The sequence below is a fragment of the Paenibacillus sp. 2TAB19 genome, assembly GCF_052115185.1.
Classification (GTDB): Bacteria; Bacillota; Bacilli; order Paenibacillales; family Paenibacillaceae; genus Pristimantibacillus.
In genome coordinates this window covers 13,254-33,433 of sequence record NZ_JBFRGE010000023.1, presented here as the reverse complement: position 1 = coordinate 33,433, position 20,180 = coordinate 13,254, and the positions used below count along the sequence as shown (strand labels likewise).

At 51.3% G+C, this 20,180-nt stretch carries 18 protein-coding genes; 3 read left to right on the top strand and 15 right to left on the bottom strand.

Going from position 1 to position 20,180, the window contains the following annotated elements:
• Window positions 1-45 precede the first annotated feature (45 nt).
• The 3 genes from disA to AB4Z33_RS12575 all read right to left on the bottom strand — a co-directional run bounded on the left by disA (window position 46) and on the right by AB4Z33_RS12575 (window position 3,415).
• Window positions 46-1,122 carry a DNA integrity scanning diadenylate cyclase DisA gene (gene disA / locus AB4Z33_RS12585; protein WP_442050270.1) on the bottom strand — a complete coding sequence of 359 codons (1,077 nt, stop codon included), beginning with the start codon at window positions 1,120-1,122 and terminating at the stop codon, window positions 46-48.
• Window positions 1,123-1,132: 10 nt separating this feature from the next.
• Window positions 1,133-2,500: a DNA repair protein RadA gene (gene radA, locus AB4Z33_RS12580; RefSeq protein WP_337103217.1), complete on the bottom strand. Its 1,368-nt coding sequence runs from the start codon at window positions 2,498-2,500 to the stop codon at window positions 1,133-1,135.
• A gap of 531 nt (window positions 2,501-3,031) precedes the next feature.
• Window positions 3,032-3,415 carry an antibiotic biosynthesis monooxygenase gene (locus AB4Z33_RS12575; RefSeq protein ID WP_442050269.1) on the bottom strand — a complete coding sequence of 128 codons (384 nt, stop codon included), beginning with the start codon at window positions 3,413-3,415 and terminating at the stop codon, window positions 3,032-3,034.
• 236 nt (window positions 3,416-3,651) lie between these two features.
• Here AB4Z33_RS12575 and AB4Z33_RS12570 point away from each other — a divergent pair, with 236 nt between their 5' ends.
• On the top strand, window positions 3,652-4,173 hold the full coding sequence (locus AB4Z33_RS12570) for a sigma-70 family RNA polymerase sigma factor (protein WP_442050268.1): 522 nt from the start codon (window positions 3,652-3,654) through the stop codon (window positions 4,171-4,173).
• On the top strand, window positions 4,166-5,527 hold the full coding sequence (locus AB4Z33_RS12565) for a DUF4179 domain-containing protein (RefSeq protein WP_442050267.1): 1,362 nt from the start codon (window positions 4,166-4,168) through the stop codon (window positions 5,525-5,527). The genes AB4Z33_RS12570 and AB4Z33_RS12565 overlap by 8 nt, the downstream gene beginning before the upstream one ends.
• 197 nt (window positions 5,528-5,724) lie before the next feature.
• On the opposite strand, the gene clpC is transcribed toward AB4Z33_RS12565, so the two are convergent.
• The 12 genes from clpC to AB4Z33_RS12505 form a co-directional block, all read right to left on the bottom strand.
• Complete coding sequence (gene clpC, locus AB4Z33_RS12560; RefSeq protein WP_442050266.1) at window positions 5,725-8,184, bottom strand: ATP-dependent protease ATP-binding subunit ClpC; 2,460 nt, start codon at window positions 8,182-8,184, stop codon at window positions 5,725-5,727.
• Entirely contained in the window at window positions 8,181-9,266 is a 1,086-nt protein-coding gene (locus tag AB4Z33_RS12555; RefSeq protein WP_442050265.1) for a protein arginine kinase, read from the bottom strand. The genes clpC and AB4Z33_RS12555 overlap by 4 nt, the downstream gene beginning before the upstream one ends.
• A gap of 46 nt (window positions 9,267-9,312) precedes the next feature.
• Window positions 9,313-9,831 carry a UvrB/UvrC motif-containing protein gene (locus tag AB4Z33_RS12550; protein WP_442050264.1) on the bottom strand — a complete coding sequence of 173 codons (519 nt, stop codon included), beginning with the start codon at window positions 9,829-9,831 and terminating at the stop codon, window positions 9,313-9,315.
• Window positions 9,832-9,856: 25 nt separating this feature from the next.
• The gene (locus AB4Z33_RS12545) at window positions 9,857-10,318 is read right to left on the bottom strand and encodes a CtsR family transcriptional regulator (protein WP_442050263.1); all 462 of its coding nucleotides are present in this window, start codon (window positions 10,316-10,318) and stop codon (window positions 9,857-9,859) included.
• A gap of 268 nt (window positions 10,319-10,586) precedes the next feature.
• Entirely contained in the window at window positions 10,587-11,966 is a 1,380-nt protein-coding gene (locus AB4Z33_RS12540; RefSeq protein WP_442050262.1) for a sensor histidine kinase, read from the bottom strand.
• Window positions 11,966-12,640: a response regulator transcription factor gene (locus AB4Z33_RS12535; RefSeq protein WP_442050261.1), complete on the bottom strand. Its 675-nt coding sequence runs from the start codon at window positions 12,638-12,640 to the stop codon at window positions 11,966-11,968. Before AB4Z33_RS12535 ends, AB4Z33_RS12540 begins: the two co-directional genes overlap by 1 nt.
• Window positions 12,641-12,685: 45 nt before the next feature.
• Complete coding sequence (locus AB4Z33_RS12530; protein ID WP_442050260.1) at window positions 12,686-13,726, bottom strand: FecCD family ABC transporter permease; 1,041 nt, start codon at window positions 13,724-13,726, stop codon at window positions 12,686-12,688.
• Window positions 13,727-13,739: 13 nt separating this feature from the next.
• Entirely contained in the window at window positions 13,740-14,687 is a 948-nt protein-coding gene (gene isdE, locus AB4Z33_RS12525; protein ID WP_442050307.1) for a heme ABC transporter substrate-binding protein IsdE, read from the bottom strand.
• A gap of 52 nt (window positions 14,688-14,739) precedes the next feature.
• On the bottom strand, window positions 14,740-15,780 hold the full coding sequence (gene isdC / locus AB4Z33_RS12520; RefSeq protein ID WP_442050259.1) for a heme uptake protein IsdC: 1,041 nt from the start codon (window positions 15,778-15,780) through the stop codon (window positions 14,740-14,742).
• 219 nt (window positions 15,781-15,999) lie between these two features.
• Window positions 16,000-17,130, bottom strand: coding sequence for a heme oxygenase (gene isdG, locus AB4Z33_RS12515; protein WP_442050258.1), 1,131 nt, complete (start codon window positions 17,128-17,130; stop codon window positions 16,000-16,002).
• A complete protein-coding gene (locus AB4Z33_RS12510; protein ID WP_442050257.1) occupies window positions 17,131-18,129 on the bottom strand; it encodes a FecCD family ABC transporter permease in 999 nt (332 codons plus the stop codon). It abuts the gene before it with no gap.
• A complete protein-coding gene (locus AB4Z33_RS12505) occupies window positions 18,126-19,058 on the bottom strand; it encodes an ABC transporter substrate-binding protein (RefSeq protein WP_442050256.1) in 933 nt (310 codons plus the stop codon). The genes AB4Z33_RS12510 and AB4Z33_RS12505 overlap by 4 nt, the downstream gene beginning before the upstream one ends.
• A gap of 538 nt (window positions 19,059-19,596) precedes the next feature.
• Here AB4Z33_RS12505 and AB4Z33_RS12500 point away from each other — a divergent pair.
• Window positions 19,597-20,016, top strand: coding sequence for an NEAT domain-containing protein (locus AB4Z33_RS12500; protein ID WP_442050255.1), 420 nt, complete (start codon window positions 19,597-19,599; stop codon window positions 20,014-20,016).
• The last annotated feature ends 164 nt before the right edge of the window (window positions 20,017-20,180 follow it).

The following is a 20,180-nucleotide window of genomic DNA, read 5'->3' as shown; positions in this document are numbered from 1 at the left end:
TGTATATCTACGCGACAGGACCACATTCCATCAATTGTATGAGATTTAAATTTGTCTGTCAATGAACATCTGCTCTTGGATCCGCTTAAGCCCTTCTTTAATGGCGCGGGCGCGCACTTCGCCGATACCGTCCACCTCATCCAATTCTTCGATCGTCGCCATCAAAATATGAGGCAATCGGCCGAATCGCTCGACCAGATTGTTCATTATAATGATCGGCAGCCTCGGAATCTTGTTCAGCAGCCGGTAACCGCGCGGCGATACCGCCTCGTCGGACATGTTGTTCGTATGCGAGTAGCCGATCAAGCGAACGATAGGCGAAGCATCCAGCAATTCGTCCGAGCTGAGTTTCTTAAGACCTGCTCTTATTTCGCGTATCTTCTCATCGGAATTGTCTTTGGCGTAATCCTTCAGCAAGTACCATGCGTCCTCTTCAACGCCGCCGATCAATTCATCCATTTGCATGCTGATTAATCGACCCTCTGTGCCAAGCTCATTGACGTATCGCTTAATTTCCATCTTAACGCGCAATACCATCTCCACTCGCTGAATAACGTGAGCAACCTCTTGGAGCGTAACCAGCTCCTCGAATTCAAGCGCCGACAAGTTCGTGAACGATTGACTTAATACGGCCTTATATTTCTCCAGCGTTTGAATAGCTTGGTTAGCCTTCGTCAGGATGACGCCCATGTCCTTAAGCGAATAACGAAGATTGCCCTGATACAAGGTAATGACGTTACGCCTTTGCGAGATGGATACGACCAACTTTCCGGTCTGCTTCGCAACCCGCTCCGCCGTACGATGACGGATGCCCGTTTCAATGGACGGAATAGAGCTGTTCGGGATGAGCTGGGTGTTCGCATACAGGATGCGACGCATATCCTCGCTCATGATAATGGCGCCGTCCATCTTCGCCAGTTCATATAAGTAATTCGACGAGAAGTCGCAATTAATCGAGAACCCCCCGTCTACAACCTCCATCACTTCCGGACTGTAGCCAACAACAATCAATGCTCCTGTCTTGGCGCGAAGCACATTCTCGAGCCCTTCACGAAATGGGGTGCCTGGCGCGACTAACTGCAACAATTGATTCATAACTTCGAGCTGTGTAGGTTCTTTCATCGTTTGCCCCCTATCCAAGCGCTGCCTTAAGTGCTTCCGCCACCGTGCTGACGCCGATAATTTCTATGCCCTCGGGCGCTTTCCAACCCTTGAGGCTCTTCTCCGGCATAATGACTCGTTTGAAACCAAGCTTCTCTGCTTCCTTCACCCGCTGCTCCGCCCTCGATACCGCACGCACCTCGCCGGTTAGGCCGACCTCGCCGAATATAACATCATACGGTTTGGTCGGCGCATCGCGGAAGCTGGATGCAAGACTTACTGCCGCTGCAAGATCGACTGCGGGTTCATCCAGCTTCACGCCTCCCGCTACATTCAAGTACGCATCCTGCGTCTGGAGAAACATCCCGTTGCGCTTCTCCAATACAGCAATGATAAGCGCCATCCGATGATGATCGATGCCGGTCGACATCCGCCTTGGCGACGGGAAGTTCGTCGTTGCGACGAGCGCCTGGAGCTCGACGAGAACAGGCCGTGTTCCTTCCATGCTGGCTACTACCGTTGAGCCCGATACACCGAGCGGCCGTTCGGAGAGGAATAGCTCGGAAGGATTGGATACTTCCCGCAGTCCCTCTTCTCCCATTTCGAAAATGCCAATCTCGTTCGTTGATCCGAAGCGATTCTTCACCGCGCGGAGCAATCGGTATGTATGATGGCGTTCGCCTTCGAAGTACAAGACGCAGTCAACCATATGCTCCAGCAGCCGCGGTCCTGCGATCGCGCCTTCTTTCGTTACATGGCCGACCAACACCGTCGCGATACCTCTAACCTTCGCAACTCTCATGAAATGCGCCGTACATTCGCGTACTTGCGCTACGCTTCCCGGCGCCGATTGAACGCCCGGATCGTATACCGTCTGAATCGAATCGATGACTAAAAAGTCCGGCTGCAGTGAATCAATCGCATCGTTAATGTGCTCCATATTGGTCTCGCACAATACATAAAGCGTTTCCGTCAAAGCGCCGAGCCGATCCGCCCGCAGCCGTGTTTGGCGTACCGATTCCTCGCCTGAGATATAGAGCACCTTCAGCCCTTTGACAGCCAAAGCATGAGAGGTCTGCAGCAGCAGCGTCGATTTCCCGATGCCGGGATCGCCGCCGACCAGTATGAGCGACCCTGGAACGACGCCGCCTCCAAGCACACGGTTAAGCTCCAGCATCTTTGTTTCAATACGAGGCTCCTGCCCATTTTCTATATGTATGATCGATTGCGGCTTTTCTTTCGTATGAAGCGACGACAATCCGACACCTTGCGTCTTAACAACCGTTTCTTTCTCCTCCACCATGGAATTCCATGCGTGACAGCCTGGGCATTTGCCGAGCCATTTGGCGGATTCTGTACCGCATTCGGTACAGACGAACTTTGTTTTTATTTTAGCCATTCTGTACTCCTTAAGCTGTTAGTTAAGCGCTTATGCGCCAACATATAAAGTTTACCATTTTATCCCGCCACTATAAACCCACATACTATACGAAAAAAATTGTGCACAGGATGCGAAAAGTTATTCCGCTCGCGCAGCTTTAGTGTTATTATTTTCAACTTGGCAACAATCCACACCTGATTAGATGAGAACCTGCCGAATAATCCACATGTGAATAATTCTAAAGCGATGGCAACATCCACATATGCACATGATAGGCTCTGAATAATGAAGCAAGGTTCATGAAATATGCGAATTATCCACATTCAACTTAGACGGGCACCCCGTAGGCCGCATCGATTACTTTTTTCAATGAGGATGAGGCGGAATGATAACTGGAGTATATATCCTATATATCGGACTTATCCACATTATTATGAACAGCTTGTGCACAGTATTTTGTGGATAACGTTGTGAAAATCGAAGAAAAAACAACAAAAAAGCTCTTATCCAATGGTGGATAAGAGCTTTGGGACACACGAGACGAAGCATTTAAGAATGGCGCGACAAGAGGACTCTATGCGTCGATAGTTGCGAACCGAGCATTATATTTTCAAATATTCTCGGAGATCCGTCGGCGGCAGCTCCTGCTGCTTGTTCAGGCTTGCGCTTGTGGGCGTGGGCGAGGCGGAAGGAATCGCTGTTCACCCAAGCGTCGAAGTGCTCCTTCTGCTCCCAGGTCGTGCTTACCTTCAATTCGTCATGCCCCTCGATATGCTCGGCCATCAGCACTTCCATCCGGACGAAGCCCGGTGACAGATCGATGCCTATCGATTGATGAAACCGCTGCGCAACCGATTCTCCGTGCCCTTTTTTCACCTTTATCGTATTCGTAACGACGATCATGTCCGTGCCTCCTCTAGTTTGTTGTTTCATTATATGGCAGCGTAAATCCGCTTCGTTATCTGCAAGTAACCTTATCCATCTATTATACGATAATGATTCTCATTGTCAACATATTGCGATATTCATTCTCCGACTGCTTCAACTTACGAATGAACTGCGGATTAGGGTAACTTAACCATATCCGATTCCAATTTTTCCATGCGTGAACCTTTTGGCGCCTCCATTTATCTAATCAATAGAATTTAAACGAAAGGAGAAAGTCAACTATGATTCTGCAGGATGATATCCTTCGCGCTGCGCGAGGCCATCACGACGCCTTTGTCCGCATTATTAAAGCGTGCGAGCCGTCGATGTACCGTCTGGCCAAATCGTATCTGAAGAGCGATTCGGAAATAGCGGATGCGTTGCAAGAAACGATTTTGAAAGCTTTTCAGTCCATTAACACTCTGCGCGAGCCCCAATATTTTAAAACCTGGCTGCTGCGTATCTTGATTAATGAATGCAATCGAATGCTGAAGCACCGCAGTCAAGTCATACCGATTGCCGACATGTCCGACCGCGGCTCTTACAGTCACGACCCTCAACATAACGGGCTTAACGAAGCCGTACAAGCACTGGAGGAAGAGCTCCGAATTGTCGTTACTCTATTTTATTTGGAGGATCTGCCGCTTAAAGAAATAGCATCATTGCTCGATTTTCCAGAAGGCACCATCAAATCCCGTTTATTTCGCGCTCGGGAGAAGCTTTCTCGTTACTTAAGACAAGAGAGGAGCATGACCAATGAATGATCATGAGCTTGATTTTGAATTAAATCGATTATTGAAAGAGTCTACTCAAGCAGTTCCGGAAGTTGTTAGCTCGCGTGTGGATCAAACTTTATTATCGTTGAAAAAACGGAAGCGCGTTCCCCGAAAAGCAGCCATTGGCGTTACGGCAGCCGCTGCCTCCTTAGCGCTGCTTGTCGGTTCTTCCTTCGTCTCTCCGACTATCGCCAAAGCATTAACGAATACGCCGCTCATAGGGTCGGTTTTTGAGATGATCGGCGATGCCGGGTTACAGCTATCCGGACAGAAAGGTTTAGCGACAAAGCTGAATCAAGCAGCAGAAGATCAAGGGATTCGTATGACGGTTACCGAGGTGTTATACGACGGCATTCGGTTAGCGATCGGGTACACGGTTGAGGCAGACCATTTTGTATCGTCTCTCGATGCGGATATGCTCATTAACGGCGAACCGATAGAAACGCTGCTCGGCAGCGGCGGCTCTTCACAAATAGGAGATAATCAATACACAGGATACATGGATTATGAAGCGGACGGCACTCTTCCCGATCAATTCGAGCTTACGTTGAAGCTGAATAGCATCCAGCATTATTCGAACGAAACAGGTTGGCAGACGACGAAGGGCTCTTGGAAATTCCGTCTCCCTGTCAGCAAGCTTACTGAGGGCATATCGGTACGCTCATTTGAAGAATCGCCTCCAAGTGCGACATCGGGAGAGACCACGTTATCGGTCAAAAAAGTGACAATGACGCCTGCCGTTACGGCAATTAACGTGGAGTTGGATGAGAAACGTACCGTAGAGGAACTAGGCTTCTTCATCTACGACGATAAAGGGCAGCAGCTTCAATCTTTCGGCTACAGAGGTGATAACCTCCACTCCGATGAACAAGATCGATACAAGTCGGAGTATCGGATCCGCTTTGCCCCCATCGAAGCGATACCGGACTATTTCATTATTCAGCCTTATAATCTGGATACTTCCGGAAAATCGTTGGAACGCAGTGAAATCGCATTCGATCCGCGGCAACAACTGCCTATTACCCTCTCGCAAGGGGAGATCGGCTCGATTTCCGTTACGGATGCCGAGTTTTTGCCTGACAAAACGATCTTGCACTACACGGTAGAAGGATCAGATCCGTTCTCTCAAGCAAACAGCTTCTGGCTGGAAGACGCGAACAATCAACCGATAACCCAGCTTGGAGGGACAAGGCTCGCAGACCGCAGCACCTATTCGTTTACGCAAGAGTATGCGCCGCTGTCGCTGGACGATATGAACGGCAAATCAATTTATCTCGCTGGTTGGAAACTGCCCCTCCCCGACATTCGTGAAGATCTAGCTATTAAGATTCCGTTAAAATAACGCTTCATCCACAGCATTCCCGATTGTGCATAAGTTCGATTCGGTTTTCTCGCTGCGAGATATCCACATGTGGATGAAGGTTTGCTAGGAATGTGGATATAAAAAAGAGGATGAAGCTGGAGATAGGATGCCGAAATCCCGCATGAATTACAAAATAAAAAGAGGTTGAGGGCCTAGGCCCTCAACCTCTTCGCGCTTTATTTCGTAGCCGGCTCTTCGGGAGCAGGAGCTGCGGCTGCTTTCGTTACAGTCAGCGCGCCGTCCTTCTCGTCGATCGTGAACGAATCGCCCTTTTGAATATTGCCCATGAGCAGATCCTCGGAGAGACGGTCCTCGATATGCTTCTGAATCGCACGGCGCAGCGGACGCGCACCGTATTGCGGATCATAGCCTTCCTTCGCAAGGAATGCTTTCGCGGCGTCGGTCAAGACGAAGTCGACCTCTTGCTCGCGCAGACGCTTGCGAAGCTCGTCGGACATGAGCGTTACGATCTGAGCGATATGCTCCTCGCCCAGCGAGTGGAACACGATGCTCTCGTCGATCCGGTTCAAGAACTCCGGACGGAAGCTTTTCTTAAGCTCAGCCATTACTTTGTCTTTCATTAGCGAGAAGTCTCTGCCCGCATCCTGCACGGCCGTGAAGCCAAGCGAGGAATTGCGTTTGATTTGGTCAGCGCCGACATTGGACGTCATAATAATGAGCGTGTTGCGGAAGTCAACGACGCGGCCTTTGGAGTCGGTCAGACGACCATCCTCAAGCACTTGAAGCAGGATGTTGAATACTTCCGGATGTGCTTTCTCGATCTCGTCAAGCAAGACAACCGAATACGGCTTGCGGCGAACCTTCTCCGTGAGCTGACCGCCCTCTTCGTAGCCTACATATCCTGGAGGCGCACCGACGAGTCTTGAAGTCGAATGCTTCTCCATGTATTCCGACATATCGATGCGGATAACCGCATTCTCGTCGCCGAACATCGCTTCTGCAAGCGCGCGCGCCAGCTCCGTCTTACCTACCCCAGTAGGTCCTAGGAAGATGAACGAGCCGATCGGACGTTTCGGATCCTTCAGACCTGCGCGAGCACGACGGATCGCGCGGGATACCGACTTAACGGCTTCCTCTTGACCGATAACGCGGTCATGAAGGATCGATTCCATTTTCAGCAGACGCTCGGTCTCTTCTTCAGCCAGCTTGTTGACCGGAATGCCGGTCCAGCTTGCTACGATCTGAGCGATATCTTCCGGCGTTACCTCGGAATCGGTGCGGCCTTGTTTCTCTTTCCATTGGTTCTTCGTTACGTCGAGCTCTTCGCGAATCTTCTGTTCCGTATCGCGAAGCGCTGCCGCTTTCTCGAACTCTTGGCTTTGAACGGCTGCATCCTTCTCCTTGCGGATATCTTCAAGACGGTTCTCAAGCTGCTTCAAATTCGGCGGTACCGTGTAAGAGTTCAGCCTTACTTTGGAGCTTGCTTCGTCAATAAGGTCAATGGCTTTGTCAGGCAGGAACCGGTCCGTAATATAGCGGTCCGACAACTTAACCGCCTGAACGATCGCATCGTCCGTAATTTTCACGCGGTGATGCGCTTCGTAACGATCACGCAGTCCGTGAAGAATTTGAATCGCCTCTTCCGGCGACGGTTGATCGACTGTAATCGGTTGGAAGCGGCGTTCTAGCGCTGCATCCTTCTCGATGTACTTGCGATACTCATCCAGCGTCGTAGCCCCGATGCACTGCAGCTCGCCGCGCGCAAGCGCCGGCTTCAGGATGTTGGAGGCGTCAATCGCGCCTTCCGCGCCGCCTGCGCCGATCAGCGTGTGCAGCTCATCGATGAACAGGATGATATTTCCGGCTTGGCGAATTTCGTCCATGATCTTTTTCAAGCGATCCTCGAACTCGCCGCGATATTTCGTTCCAGCAACAACGGAGCCCATATCAAGCGTCATAACGCGCTTGTCGCGCAGCGTTTCCGGAATTTCATTCGCGATGATCTTCTGAGCAAGCCCTTCGGCAATCGCCGTCTTACCAACACCCGGCTCACCGATGAGGACCGGATTATTTTTCGTACGGCGGCTTAACACTTGAATGACGCGCTCGATTTCTTTGCTTCGTCCGATAACCGGATCAAGGTTGCCTTCCTTCGCATAGGCCGTAAGGTCTCTAGCAAGACCGTCAAGCGTCGGCGTGCTTACGTTAGCAGGCGAGCCGTGGTTGCTCGATACCGCTTCGCTGCTGCCAAGCAACTGCAGCACTTGTTGACGCGCTTTGTTCAGGCTAATGCCCAGATTATTAAGCACGCGAGCCGCTACGCCTTCCCCTTCACGAATGAGACCGAGCAGGATATGCTCCGTACCCACGTACGTGTGGCCAAGCTTTCTCGCTTCGTCCATCGACAATTCGATCACTTTCTTAGCACGCGGCGTATAAGCAATATTATTAGGCTGCTCTTGGCCGCGTCCGATCAATGCTTCTACTTCGTCTTGAATTTTCTCAAGTCCAAGTCCCAGCCCGATCAGCGCCTTAGCCGCAATGCCTTCCCCTTCGCGGATAAGACCGAGTAAAATATGCTCCGTGCCGATATTGTTATGTCCAAGCCGCACTGCTTCCTCTTGCGCCAATGCGAGCACCTTCTGCGCTCGTTCCGTAAACCGTCCAAACATCATATCCACGCACCCCCATGCTCGGTTTCCCCACGCAATTGCTTGCGTATGAGTTCTGCTCTCCTATAGTCCCTCTGCTCCGGATTCATCTTCTCATTGAAAGTCTGTTGAAGGAATCCAGGCTGAGTCATAACCAATAATTCATTCAATACTTGCGGCGTAACGCTCGGCAATAATCCGAGATCCGCGCCAAGCCTCACATCCGACAGCCGCTGCGCCGCTTCCTTGGAATCCATAATCGCAGCGTGGGACAAGATGCCGTAAGAACGGCTTACTCGATCCTGGATGCGAAGTTTTGATTCCTCGAGAAGCCGCCTGCGCGCCGCCTTCTCATGCTCGATGATCTGCTTGGCTACGCCATGCAAGTTATCAATAATCTCGCTCTCTGATTGTCCGAGCGTAATTTGGTTCGAGATTTGAAACAAATTACCGAGCGCTTCACTGCCCTCGCCGTACAATCCTCTAACGGCCAAGCCGACCTGCGTTACCGCTGATAAAATACGGTTAATCTGCTGAGTCAGCACCAGCGCCGGCAAATGCATCATGACCGACGCCCGTATGCCCGTTCCGACATTCGTCGGACAAGACGTTAAGTAACCGCGTTTCTCATCGAAGGCGTAATCCGCCTCCGCTTCAAAAATATCGTCAATTCCGCTGGCCAATGCCCATGCCTCCTGAATTTGGAAACCTGGATATAAACATTGAATGCGCAAATGATCTTCTTCGTTAATCATTATGCTGACTGATTCATCATGATTGAGCAAAACAGCCCCGCCTCGCGACTCATTGGCCAAATTCGGGCTAATGAGATGCTTCTCCACAAGTACCCGCTTATCGAGCTCGCTAAGATCGGATAACAATACCGTCTCGAATTGCCCGATATCGCTTAACTTGCCGGATTCGCCTACCTCGGTGAGCTGCTCCATCACTTCCTTCGATTGCTGGTTCGTGGCCAGCATCGGGAACGGATGATGTCGCAAGTTGCGAGCGACTCGGACTCTGCTGCTGATGACGACCTCGGTTTCGGGTCCTCCGCTCTTCATCCAATCGCTTAATGCATCTTGTGTGAATCGATGCTTCGTCAAGAGAGCTTTCCTCCTTCCATGCCAGCTTACAGCGTACGTACAGCGTCTATAGATCCGCTATCTTGCGTTCCAGCTCGCGGATCCGGTCACGCAGCTTCGCTGCGCTTTCGAACTCCTCTTGCTCAATCTGCGCTTGCAGATCGCGCCGAAGCTGTTCGATCTCCCGCTTGCACTGAATTTGACCACCTGAACGCTTCGGAATTTTCCCCATATGAACCGTACTGCCATGAACCCGCTTCAGCAATGGATCAAGCTTATCGGCGAACTGCTGGTAGCAGGCGCTGCAGCCGAATCTTCCGATCTTACTGAACTGCGTATACGTAAGACCGCATTCCTCACATCGAATCGCATGCTGCTGATTTGCGAAGTTGTGACCGCCAGTCGATTCGAAGTCAAGAAGGCCTGACAGCAGGCTATGAATCGAGAAGCTATTCGGTGAGCCCGGTATGCCTTCGCCCTTCTCTCTCGCACAGCTTTCACAAATGTGAAACTCCGTCTTCTCGCCATTGATGATTTTTGTAAAATGAAGTGTAGCCGGCCTCTTACCGCATTCCTGGCAAATCAAGCCTGATCCCTCCTCCCGGTACGCGCTACTTGACTAATAATGAAATGAGCATCGACTTCAGCAGCCTTGCCCGGATTTCATCCCTCTGCGGCAGTTTGAGTGCGATGGTTTCCCTTTGCACCGCTGCCCGGAGTATATTAGCTTCGCGCCTCGTCACCAGTCTTGCTTCCTCAAGCTGATAAATAATGCCTTCTGCCGCACTCTGATCGACACAGTCGCCAATCGTTTGTTCGAAATGGAGCTGAATCGAATTAAGTGCCGGAAGATCAACCCGTTGGATTCGGATATAGCCTCCGCCTCCGCGCTTGCTTTCAACCATGTATCCTTTCTCCAGCGTGAACCGGGTACTAATCACATAGTTGATCTGCGACGGTACGCAAGAAAACTTGTCAGCGAGGTCATTTCGTTGAATCTCGACAGCGCCGCCGGCGCTATCGTCCAGCATATGCTTCAAATACTGTTCGATGAGATCGGAAATATTTCTCAAAATACCAACCTCCCTAACGCATGGCCAAAGGAGCTTGTCAGAGCCGCCGTAACGGCTTATTGACTTTGACTTTCTTTGACTTTAACTTCATTATACTCAAAATATTCCTCGGGTCAAGTCACAAAGTTTAAATTTTCTGACGATTCGATTTCACCTTAGATTCGGTCCTATATTTCAACGAAAAACCGAAGCGCACCGCTAGTATCTAGCTTGGTGCGCTCCGGCATTATTTATACCTATTCAGGGCGACCCGACCCACAATCAAAGCTTATTCAACTGGCAATCTCACCGTAAATGCCGTTCCTTCCCCCGCGCTGCTCTCCACAGCGATCGTTCCGCCATGCAGAATCACAATGCGCTGCACAATGGATAGGCCTAGTCCAGTACTGCCCGACTTCCGCTCCCTCGCTTTGTCTCCCCGGTAGAAACGGTCATAAATATACGGCAATTGCTCCTCCGGTATGCCGTCGCCCGTATCGGCTATATGGATGACGCAACCGCCATCCTCGACAAAAGCCTGAATTTGAATGGAGCGACCCGCCGGAATATATTTGACCGCATTGGAGAGCAGGTTCGACCATACTTGCATAAGCAGCACTTCGTCTCCGTATACGTACAGGCCAGAGGACACCAGCAGCCGCACCGCGATTTCCTTCTCCGCCAACTGCCACTCCAGCAATTGAAGCGTCTGCCGCAGCTGAGGCTTTAGCGGGAACCTTCCCTTCTCCGTTGTCTGCTCGGAATGGTCCAGCGTTGAGAGCAGCAGGAGCTGCCTGCTTAATGTTGCAAGATGTCGCGTCTCTTGTCCGATAATAGCGGCATGCCCCCGAACGCTGGCAGGCTCCATCTCTTCGCTGAGCAATGAATCGGCATAACCTTGAATGGAAGCGAGCGGCGAATGGATTTCATGCGAGACGTTCGCGACAAACTCCTTCGTGCGAAGGTCGGCGCGTTCCAGCTCCAGACTCATGATTTGAAAATGGTTCGCCAATTCCCCGATCTCGTCCTTCCGCTTGGTTGGCAAGCGGAGCTTATATTGCCCTTGCGCGAGCCGTTTCGTCGCTTCCTTGAGCTGTACGATCGGCTGCACCAGGTAACGTGTGCTAACCATGAAGTAGGGCACGCTGAACACGACTGTCAGCACGAACATAAAGAGAAAGAACGTGCGAAGCTCGTCAAATTGTACGTTGCTGTCGTGGCGCAGGAAAAGAGCGTATCTCTCAGCTCCCGCCGATACGTGTACGCCCACCGTATTGCTGAGTCGATTGTCAAAGTAACCCGAAGCGAACGCCTTGTTCGGAAAGTTAGCGATACCGTGGAACTCCGCTCCGTCCAGTACGCGCATCTTGACGTCATTCGGAAGATCCTTTCTCGAGAAATGTCTCCCGTAAAACAGATCGTTTCCCGCTTCATCATAGACATAGAGCTGGTATCCTAACGCGGCAGACATGCTAAGCGCATCGCCCATAGCCTCTGGATGCTGCTCGATAAGAGCCTTCAATTGACTGACCGTGCCGAACAGCTTCTCATCCTGATAGGGCTTGAGAGACCAATGATAATACACGTTAGCGATAAAGAAGCCGAGGAAGCTGCTGATCAGAATCGTATAGAGCGTGATGAGGAAAACGCGAAAATAAAGCGAGCGCATTACGCCAGCACCTCAAGCTTATAGCCGACGCCCCTAATCGTATGAATGTTAAAGCTGCTTCCGCCCTCCGAGAACCGTTTGCGCAGCCGCTTGATATGTACGTCGACCGTCCGTTCATCGCCACCGTAATCGGAGCCCCAAATGAGATGGATCAGCTCATCCCGCGAGAAGACCCGGCCAGGATATTCCGCCAACTGCGCCAGCAGCTCGAACTCCTTCAGCGGGAGAAGCAGCACCTCGTCGCCGTCAATGACCTCATAATTTTTGCGATCAATTACAAGCCTGTGCAGTCTGATTTTGTCGCTGGAGGCGAAGGAATAGCGTCGAAACAATGCTTTGACCCGGAACAACAGCTCCGGAAGCTCGAATGGCTTCGTCACATAGTCATCCGTTCCGCTTAAGTAGCCTAGTTCCTTGTCGCTAAGCTGGTCCCGGGCGGATAAAATGATAATAGGAATATCAAAGTTTTTTCTCGTATATTCACAGAGCGTGAGACCGTCCACTTCAGGCATCATAATATCCATAATGACAAGGTCTACCGTCTGATTCTCGAGCACGTGCATCGCTTCTCGGCCATTCTGCGCTTCTAGCACCCGGAAGCCTTCTTTGGTCATGTAGTGGCCAAGCAAAGCACGGCTATTGTAGTCATCGTCGGTAATAAGCAATTGCTTCATGCGTGTTCCAAACCTCCTTTTTGCAGGACTGCCATAGCCGACTGCCTATTTGTAGAGCTTGTCGCTTCTCTTCAGCATAATGATGAGAAACGGACCTCCGATCACCGCCATTATAATAGAAGCTGGTATTTCCGCAGGAGCCAGCACCGTCCTTCCGATCGTATCCGCTGCAAGGACAAGCAGAGCTCCACCAAGCGCCGAAAACGGAATGAGCAGCTTATAGTTCGAACCGACCAGCACTCGGCCGATATGCGGAACCAGCAAACCAACGAACATAATCAGCCCGCCAATCGCGGTTGCAACAGAAGCCAGCAATACAGCGACCGCCGAGATGAGCAGTCTGACGCGCACGACGCGAAGGCCCAGATTGCGCGCCGTCTCGTCGTTGAAGGACAGCATGTTGCACCAGCCTCCCAGCGTCAAAGCGAGGAGCAATCCGATCCCGCCGAATAGACCGAGAATGTGGACATCCTCCCATGTTTTCATCGTAAAAATAGAAGATATCGCTTGGTTGACGCTTGTTACCGCATAACTCCCTCGATAATTAAAAGATTGCCCGAGCCCGGTGAATGTCGCATTGATAGCGATGCCCACCAGAATAAGCCGGAGCGGATTCAAACCGGTACGCCAAGAGAGCGAATAAACCAGATAGCAGGCCAGCGCGCCGCCCAGAACGGAAAACAGCGGCGACCAGAAGTAGAGCATCGGGAACACCGTCACGACCGTAATCGATACGAGTCCCGCTCCGGATGAAATACCGATAATACCGGGTTCGGCGAGCGCGTTTTTCATCACAGCCTGCAACAGAGCTCCGGATACAGCAAGAGCCGCACCGGACAGCATGGAGACAAGAATGCGAGGAAAGCGCAAATCCTTAATAATCTCAACGTGCTCGTTCATGCCATCGATCAAACCGCTGATCAATTCGCCGAACGACACCTTGATGCTGCCAGTCATCGCAGAATACAAGGCCAGACCTATGAGCAAGAAGGCGACGATGATGAGCGTACCGTACGGTTTCGCTTTTGCTCTTCTCCTGCCTTGGTCGATCGCGTTTTTTTTCGCTTCTATGTTCGTTATCGTCATCGTTCACATTCCTTTACGGCTGATCAGGGTAAAGCATCGGGAGCAGCGCTTCCAATGCTTCCCCTACTGCCAGGTTGCCCGTCGTTCCGAACAGTCGTTCCTCCAGATCGTAGACGCGTCCCGTCTGAACCGCCTTGAAGTGATGCCAAATATCGTTTTTCTTGAATTCCTCATCGAACATCTTAACGACTTCCTCCGGCATTCCGTGAGCCGCGCGCAAAATAACGTCCGGATTCGCCTGTTGCAGGTGCTCCGTATTCGATGCTAGAAATTCGACCTTCTCGCCTTGTGCGATATTGACTCCGCCTAGTAATTGAACCAAATCCCCGATATAGGAATGCTCCGTCGCAACCAAATAACTTCCTGGTACCCCTAGCAAGATTAGCACCGACGGCTTTTCTTTCCCTTCCGTTGCCTTACGAATCTGCTCCAGCGTCGAATTATAATCGCTCACAACGGCTGCTGCTTTCTCCTGCTTGCCGTATTTCTCGCCCAGCTTCAATATCTCTGCCTGCATGCGTTCCAGACTGGTCAAGTCTAGGAAAGTCGCATCGATATTCGCATTCTCGAACACCGGCTCCAGATCGTATTGCAGCGTCGTCACCGACAACACCTCGGTCGGCTTCAACGACTTCACGATCTCCATGTCCGGACTCATGGGATTGCCAACCTTAGTCACTTCATCATATCGTTCCGGCAACGTCTTCACGCTCTTGGGAACGCCGACGAGATCGATCTCAAGCAAATCCATGATTTGCGTGATTGCGACTGTCGTGGAGACAATCCGATGCTCTTCCGATACTGCCGTCTCCTTCGGCTCCTTCCCTCCATCGTCGGTTACGTTCTCCGTTACGGCAGGCGATGGAGCCGAATTCCCGTTCGCGGGAGCGGGCGTAACACCGCATCCCGTCAATGCCAGCAAGCAGAGGGCGATTAGAGCCGCCAGCTTACCTACTCGTATTACCATTGATCCAATCCTCCTGAGCCTCTTTGGCCATTTCCCGATTGCTAATTCAATGAAACTTTCTTCTCCAAATATAAATCGCACCTACAATCAAAATAAGTACTGCTCCAAGCGGCGTCCACCATTTGAAGCTCTTGCTGCCGCTATCCGCTTCAGACGCATCGGCCGCGTCGCCGGCGGCAAGCGCTTGCACCGCTTCGCCTTCTTCTGCGGATGCATTGGTCAACTGTGCTTCACCGTCATCGGACGACTCTGTTTCTCCCGCTTCGTCAGTCGTATTCTCGACCTCAATGCCAGCTCCGCCTTCGCCTTTATCCGCTTGGACTTGCTCCTCGGCAGGAGAAGTCTCTGCCTCGACAGCCGCCTCATTAGCAGTTGTCTCAGCCGCCTCGGACGGCGCTGTTCCTTCTGTCTTGCTTGGTTTGGCAGCCTCCGACGGCATCGTTGTTGATTGGTCAGAAGCTTTAGTTGTACTCTCAGGCTTGCTGGTTTGCTCCGGCTTCTCTGCTGCCGACTCTCCGGTCACCGCAGGCTTCTCCGTCGATGTGCTAGCCGGTGCCGTCGTCGGTTTCGCTGTTGGTTTCGCTGTTGGTTTCGCTGTTGGTTTCGGCGTTGCCGCAGGTTCAGCGCCTTTGACAAGCTTAAAGCTCTCCTGATCGAACACGAAACGAATCGTATAATCATGGTCGTAATCGATATCTTCAACTGTCACGTGAATTTTGGACACAATCGGCTTTGTAATATCAGCGGTGAACTCAACCAACCGCGTATTCGCTTTTTTGTTCGAGCTGATCAGCTTCGTATCCACATATCCTCCGCCGCTTCCCGGTACTTTGAATTCAGTCACCCAGAAGCTGTGATTGATCGTCACGCGAACCGTCGCTTTGCCATCCTTGATCGTCACCTTTGCAGGCTTCTCCCAATAGTCATTCGCCATGGACACCGAATCATTCTCCGCCTGTAAAATGAGATAATCTGCTGTATAGGTTCCATCTGCGATCTCCCCTGCCGCATATAGGTTCGCCGGCAATAAGAGCAACACTATCCATAATGCGGCGAGTAGGCCGCTTATCTTCGTTCTTGCATGCATTTCATTCCCCGTCCTTTCCTGTTCATACAGCTCAATTCCATGATAATGATAATTATTATCAATTAATATCCTACCAAGATTTTCTTTTCTGTGTCAATACTAATTTGTAAATCAGTCCTGCTTGAAAGGTGGCTGAACCTTTATTGCTAACTGTATTCCATATAAAAGGGCCTCAGGAGCCGCAATCGACTGACTCCTGTAAGCCCGTTCACAGTCCTGTTATACGCTTTGAACTTCCGCCTCTGCTTCTGCCTCCGGAAGCGGATTTCGAACGATTTTTACATCGTAGAAAGCAATTTTGTTGTTGATGATATATTCCGGCGTCTCGCGGTGGGAATGCGATTCGCGGAAAGCTTCGCTCCGCGTCCACGCTTGGAAGTCTGCTTTGCTCTCCCATCGCGTGCTGACCGTTACTTCGTCGTATTCTTTCGTGTTCTCAGTCAGCATGACTTCGAGACCCAAAAATCCTTTCATCCCTTCTACCTTGCCTATGCGGTTAAACCGCTCGATCAGCTTGACTCCATTACCCTTCGTAATTTGCGAAACATTCGTTACAATAACCATTGTCGTTTCCTCCCCGGATTGTGGTATTGGCATAATAATAGGATAAGTGCCTTGCAGGTCCACCTTGGCTCTTATTCCGAACACACTTAACATAAAACGAGCATCAATCACTGACTTTGGCGGCCCGCTTGCCGCTACGCTGCCGTCCTCCATCGCGATCAAATAATCGCCGTAAGCCGCCGCTTGCTGCAAATCATGCAGCACCATCACGATCGTCAGCCCCAGCTTGCGGTTCAAAGCCCGCAGCATCTCCATCAGCTCAAGCTGATGCGACATATCCAAATACGTCGTCGGCTCGTCGAGCAGCAGGATGTCCGCCTCTTGGGCAAGAGCCATCGCGATTCTAGCTTTCTGCTGCTCGCCGCCGGATAGCGTATGGAACATTCGGTCCTCGTTGTGGCTGATACCGACAGTCGTGAGCGCCCAGGTTACTGCAGTCTCGTCTTCCTGCGACAAGCGGCTGCGAAATGCCGACTGGCGCGGCGCGCGGCCCATAGCGACAAGCTCCCGTACCGTCAAGTCCGGCAATTGGCTTTTCTCCTGAGCGAGCACGGCAACCATTCTAGCGAATGCTTTCCTAGAATATTCGTCGCCTTGACGCCCGCCGTACTGAATGTCTCCCCCGTTAGGCTTGATCGTTCTAGCGAGAAGACGAAGCAGTGTCGACTTGCCGGAGCCGTTGCGCCCCACGATCGCCGTTATTTTCCCTTTCGGTATCGTCTCGGTAATCGAATGAAGCTCGAATCGTTCTTGCTTGTAGATTAAATCCCTTATCTCTAGCGACATCTAGCGGATCAGCCTCCTCTTCTTCAGCAGCATTAGGAAAAATGGTGCTCCAATGCATGCGAGCAAGATGCCTGCCGGCAGTTCAATCGGATCAAACCAGCTTCTCGCCGCTGTATCGGCTATAACCATAAGAGAGGCTCCGCCGACGATCGAATACGGTAACAAATATCGGTAGTCGTCTCCGATCAGAAGGCGTACAGCATGAGGTACGATTAACCCGACAAATCCGACCAGCCCTGCAACGCTGACTGCCGCACCTGCTAATAACGAAGCAAGCACGACAATTAGGAAGCGCTGACGCTCTACATGCTGTCCGAGTGACGAAGCGGACTGATCGCCCAGCATGAGCAAGTTCGTCGTCTTCGCTGCGAATGGAACAAGAAGCAGCCCGATTGCGGCATACGGCAGCATGAATTGCAGATGAGGCCAGCTTCTGCCGCTCAAGCCTCCTGCCAGCCATGGAATTACACTCTGAATCCGGTCACTGTTCAGCACCATGATGCCGTTCATTACACCGCCTAGCAACGCGTTCACAGCAATGCCCGCCAGTACGATCTTCACCGGAGAGCTGCTGCCGTCCCACGCCAGCAAATAAATGATTAAGGACGAGAGCAGCGCTCCTGCGAAGGCAAACCCTGGCAGCAGGTAAGCGAATTGCGGGAAAAGCACCAGTGCGATCACCGCCGCCACGCCGCCGCCTGCGGACACGCCGACGATGCCAGGATCTGCAAGCGGATTGCGCATAACTCCTTGAAGCAACGCTCCCGAGGCGGCTAAGCATGCGCCTACCAGCAGCCCGATTAGCACCCGCGGCAAACGCAGGTTCCAAATAATCGCTTCGTGCGCAGTGTCGCCTGCGCCGAACAGCGTTTGCCATATGTCCGCTATCGAGATCGACACCGAACCGTTGCCTATTCCATATATGGCCGAGACGATGAGCAGCGGTCCGGACGCGATGCCAAGCCACCGTCTTCGATTTCTTCGCTCCTTCATGCTCATGGCTCCAACAACTCCGTCAGCAGCTTAACCGCTTCCGCTACGCGGGTACCCGGATTCGTGCCGAACAGCTCTGCCGGGAGCACATGAATGCGACCCTCGCGAACGGCGGACAGCGAGTTCCAAGCCGGATTGCCTTCCATCTCGCGGACAAACCCTTCCTGAACTTCCTCCGAATTGCCATGCGTCATGATCATGATGACGTCTGGATTCGCTTCAACTACGCGTTCCGTATTCAACTGCGCATAATGCGGATAGTTTTGCAGACGAGGGAACTCAGCCGCCATATTCTTACCGCCTGCTGTCTCCAGCAAGTTACCAGCGAGCGAACTCGGCAGCGCTGCGAGGTAAGTGCCAGGCGCTCCGTATACCATCAGCACGCGTCTGCCGTCTTCGTGCTGCACGCTCTTCAGACTTCCGAGTTCATCCTCCAGCTTAGCTAGAAGCTCCTTCGCCTTCGTTTCGCGTTCTAGCAGTTTACCGAACAGCTCGATTTGCTTCTTAATATCCTCAATCGAATTCGCTTCCGTCAGAACGATCTTAGATCCCATTCCCTCTATTAGAGGAACATCGTTGTTATTAATAGGATAATTGCCTAATACGACATCGGGCCCCAGCGATGCGATCTTCTCCAGATCGACCGTATGGACGGATCCGACAATCGGCACATCCTTGACCTGCTCATTCAGGAGACCATCGTTATCCTCAGGTCTGCCCACTACAACGCCGCCGAGCGCATATACAATATCGACTTCCCCATTGCCAAGTGAGACGATGCGGCTAGGAGCTTCCGTGAATGATACTTTCCTATCTGCGAAGTCCGTCAGCATGATCTTGCCTATCGAATCGCTCCCGTTCTTTGCACCTGCGCTGCAGCCCGACAGAATGGTTAGCGCAGCCGCTGCTCCGATCATCAGCAACTTCCATTTCATCGCATGCCTTAGTGTTGTATTCTTTTCTGTTGTTGCCGACTTCAAAATGCATGACCCTCCGATTTCCCCCGACATTGAGAGAGATTATCATTAATGGCTTCACGAGGATTTTACTTGCGCATTGTGAACGGAGCATGAATTCCAGATTACAGTTTTACCAACTGTAAGATGTTCCCTGTAACCTCCCTCCTGTCGTGGTGGAAATTGTAATTTAATGTTCACGCTCCGTTCATAAACGGGCTGTAAAATTTAGTTTGTCTAAGGCGATGTACACGCCGGACGCTTTCTGAGAGAGAAGAACGGCACGTATACCGGTGCGTCCGTACTTAGGGAACAGAATTTTTTTTGCATCATTAGCGATAATGATTATCATTATCTTGGCATCTTAGTATCTCTATAGCTTCGCCATCTGCATGATTCTGCTTGTCGAGGGGAAATTCAAGCCCATCAATGAGTGGGCAGTACCAAACTATCGTTGCCGTTAACGCATCATTGTTTTAGTAAAATACTTATTTCAAATCAAAGGAGACTGATATCAATGAAATTCACTTTGAAAAAAGGCTTGCCTACTCTGCTTCTAGCTCTTGTAATGTCCCTTGTCCTGATTGTTGGTTCTGCTTCCGCTGCGACCGATCAAAACTTCCGACTCGTCAAAGCCGCTAATCCGACTGAAACTTCAACAGCCGACGGTTATGCCGTTAAACCTGCTTCGATCGCCAGCGACGGCGAAACGGTAACACTCGGATTCACAACTTCGTTGTTGTACAGCATCAACGGACTAAGCATCTCCTATGACGGAGGTTCCAGCTATACTCCTTTCACTGGTTCGACATCGGGCGACGTTATCTACTACACGTTCCCTATTGATGATTTCAGCGTGAATGCCAAAGCAAAAATCTCAGTTTCGGTATTCGGACTGTATAACGCTACACACGATATCGAGATTGAATGGCTGTAAGCAACAGTTGAAACAAGATTTAAACGGCTTGCGCCGTCATCATGCGGCGCAGCCTGCTTTTTTTTGCTTTCGCTGCACAAGCAACAGGCAGGTCGGCTCAACCGCTGATCTGCCTGTCGCTTGTGTAACGAAGGCGGTATGCGGCTTTCTATATTTATTTTGCA

Coding starts and splice junctions, on each gene's coding strand:
- isdC (WP_442050259.1), bottom strand. CDS start 15,780: ATGCATGCAAGAACGAAGATAAGCGGCCTACTCGCCGCATTATGGATA.
- AB4Z33_RS12530 (WP_442050260.1), bottom strand. CDS start 13,726: ATGACGATAACGAACATAGAAGCGAAAAAAAACGCGATCGACCAAGGC.
- AB4Z33_RS12535 (WP_442050261.1), bottom strand. CDS start 12,640: ATGAAGCAATTGCTTATTACCGACGATGACTACAATAGCCGTGCTTTG.
- AB4Z33_RS12500 (WP_442050255.1), top strand. CDS start 19,597: ATGAAATTCACTTTGAAAAAAGGCTTGCCTACTCTGCTTCTAGCTCTT.
- clpC (WP_442050266.1), bottom strand. CDS start 8,184: ATGATGTTTGGACGGTTTACGGAACGAGCGCAGAAGGTGCTCGCATTG.
- isdG (WP_442050258.1), bottom strand. CDS start 17,130: ATGTCGCTAGAGATAAGGGATTTAATCTACAAGCAAGAACGATTCGAG.
- AB4Z33_RS12540 (WP_442050262.1), bottom strand. CDS start 11,966: ATGCGCTCGCTTTATTTTCGCGTTTTCCTCATCACGCTCTATACGATT.
- AB4Z33_RS12565 (WP_442050267.1), top strand. CDS start 4,166: ATGAATGATCATGAGCTTGATTTTGAATTAAATCGATTATTGAAAGAG.
- AB4Z33_RS12570 (WP_442050268.1), top strand. CDS start 3,652: ATGATTCTGCAGGATGATATCCTTCGCGCTGCGCGAGGCCATCACGAC.
- disA (WP_442050270.1), bottom strand. CDS start 1,122: ATGAAAGAACCTACACAGCTCGAAGTTATGAATCAATTGTTGCAGTTA.
- AB4Z33_RS12505 (WP_442050256.1), bottom strand. CDS start 19,058: ATGAAATGGAAGTTGCTGATGATCGGAGCAGCGGCTGCGCTAACCATT.
- AB4Z33_RS12575 (WP_442050269.1), bottom strand. CDS start 3,415: ATGAAACAACAAACTAGAGGAGGCACGGACATGATCGTCGTTACGAAT.
- radA (WP_337103217.1), bottom strand. CDS start 2,500: ATGGCTAAAATAAAAACAAAGTTCGTCTGTACCGAATGCGGTACAGAA.
- AB4Z33_RS12510 (WP_442050257.1), bottom strand. CDS start 18,129: ATGAGCATGAAGGAGCGAAGAAATCGAAGACGGTGGCTTGGCATCGCG.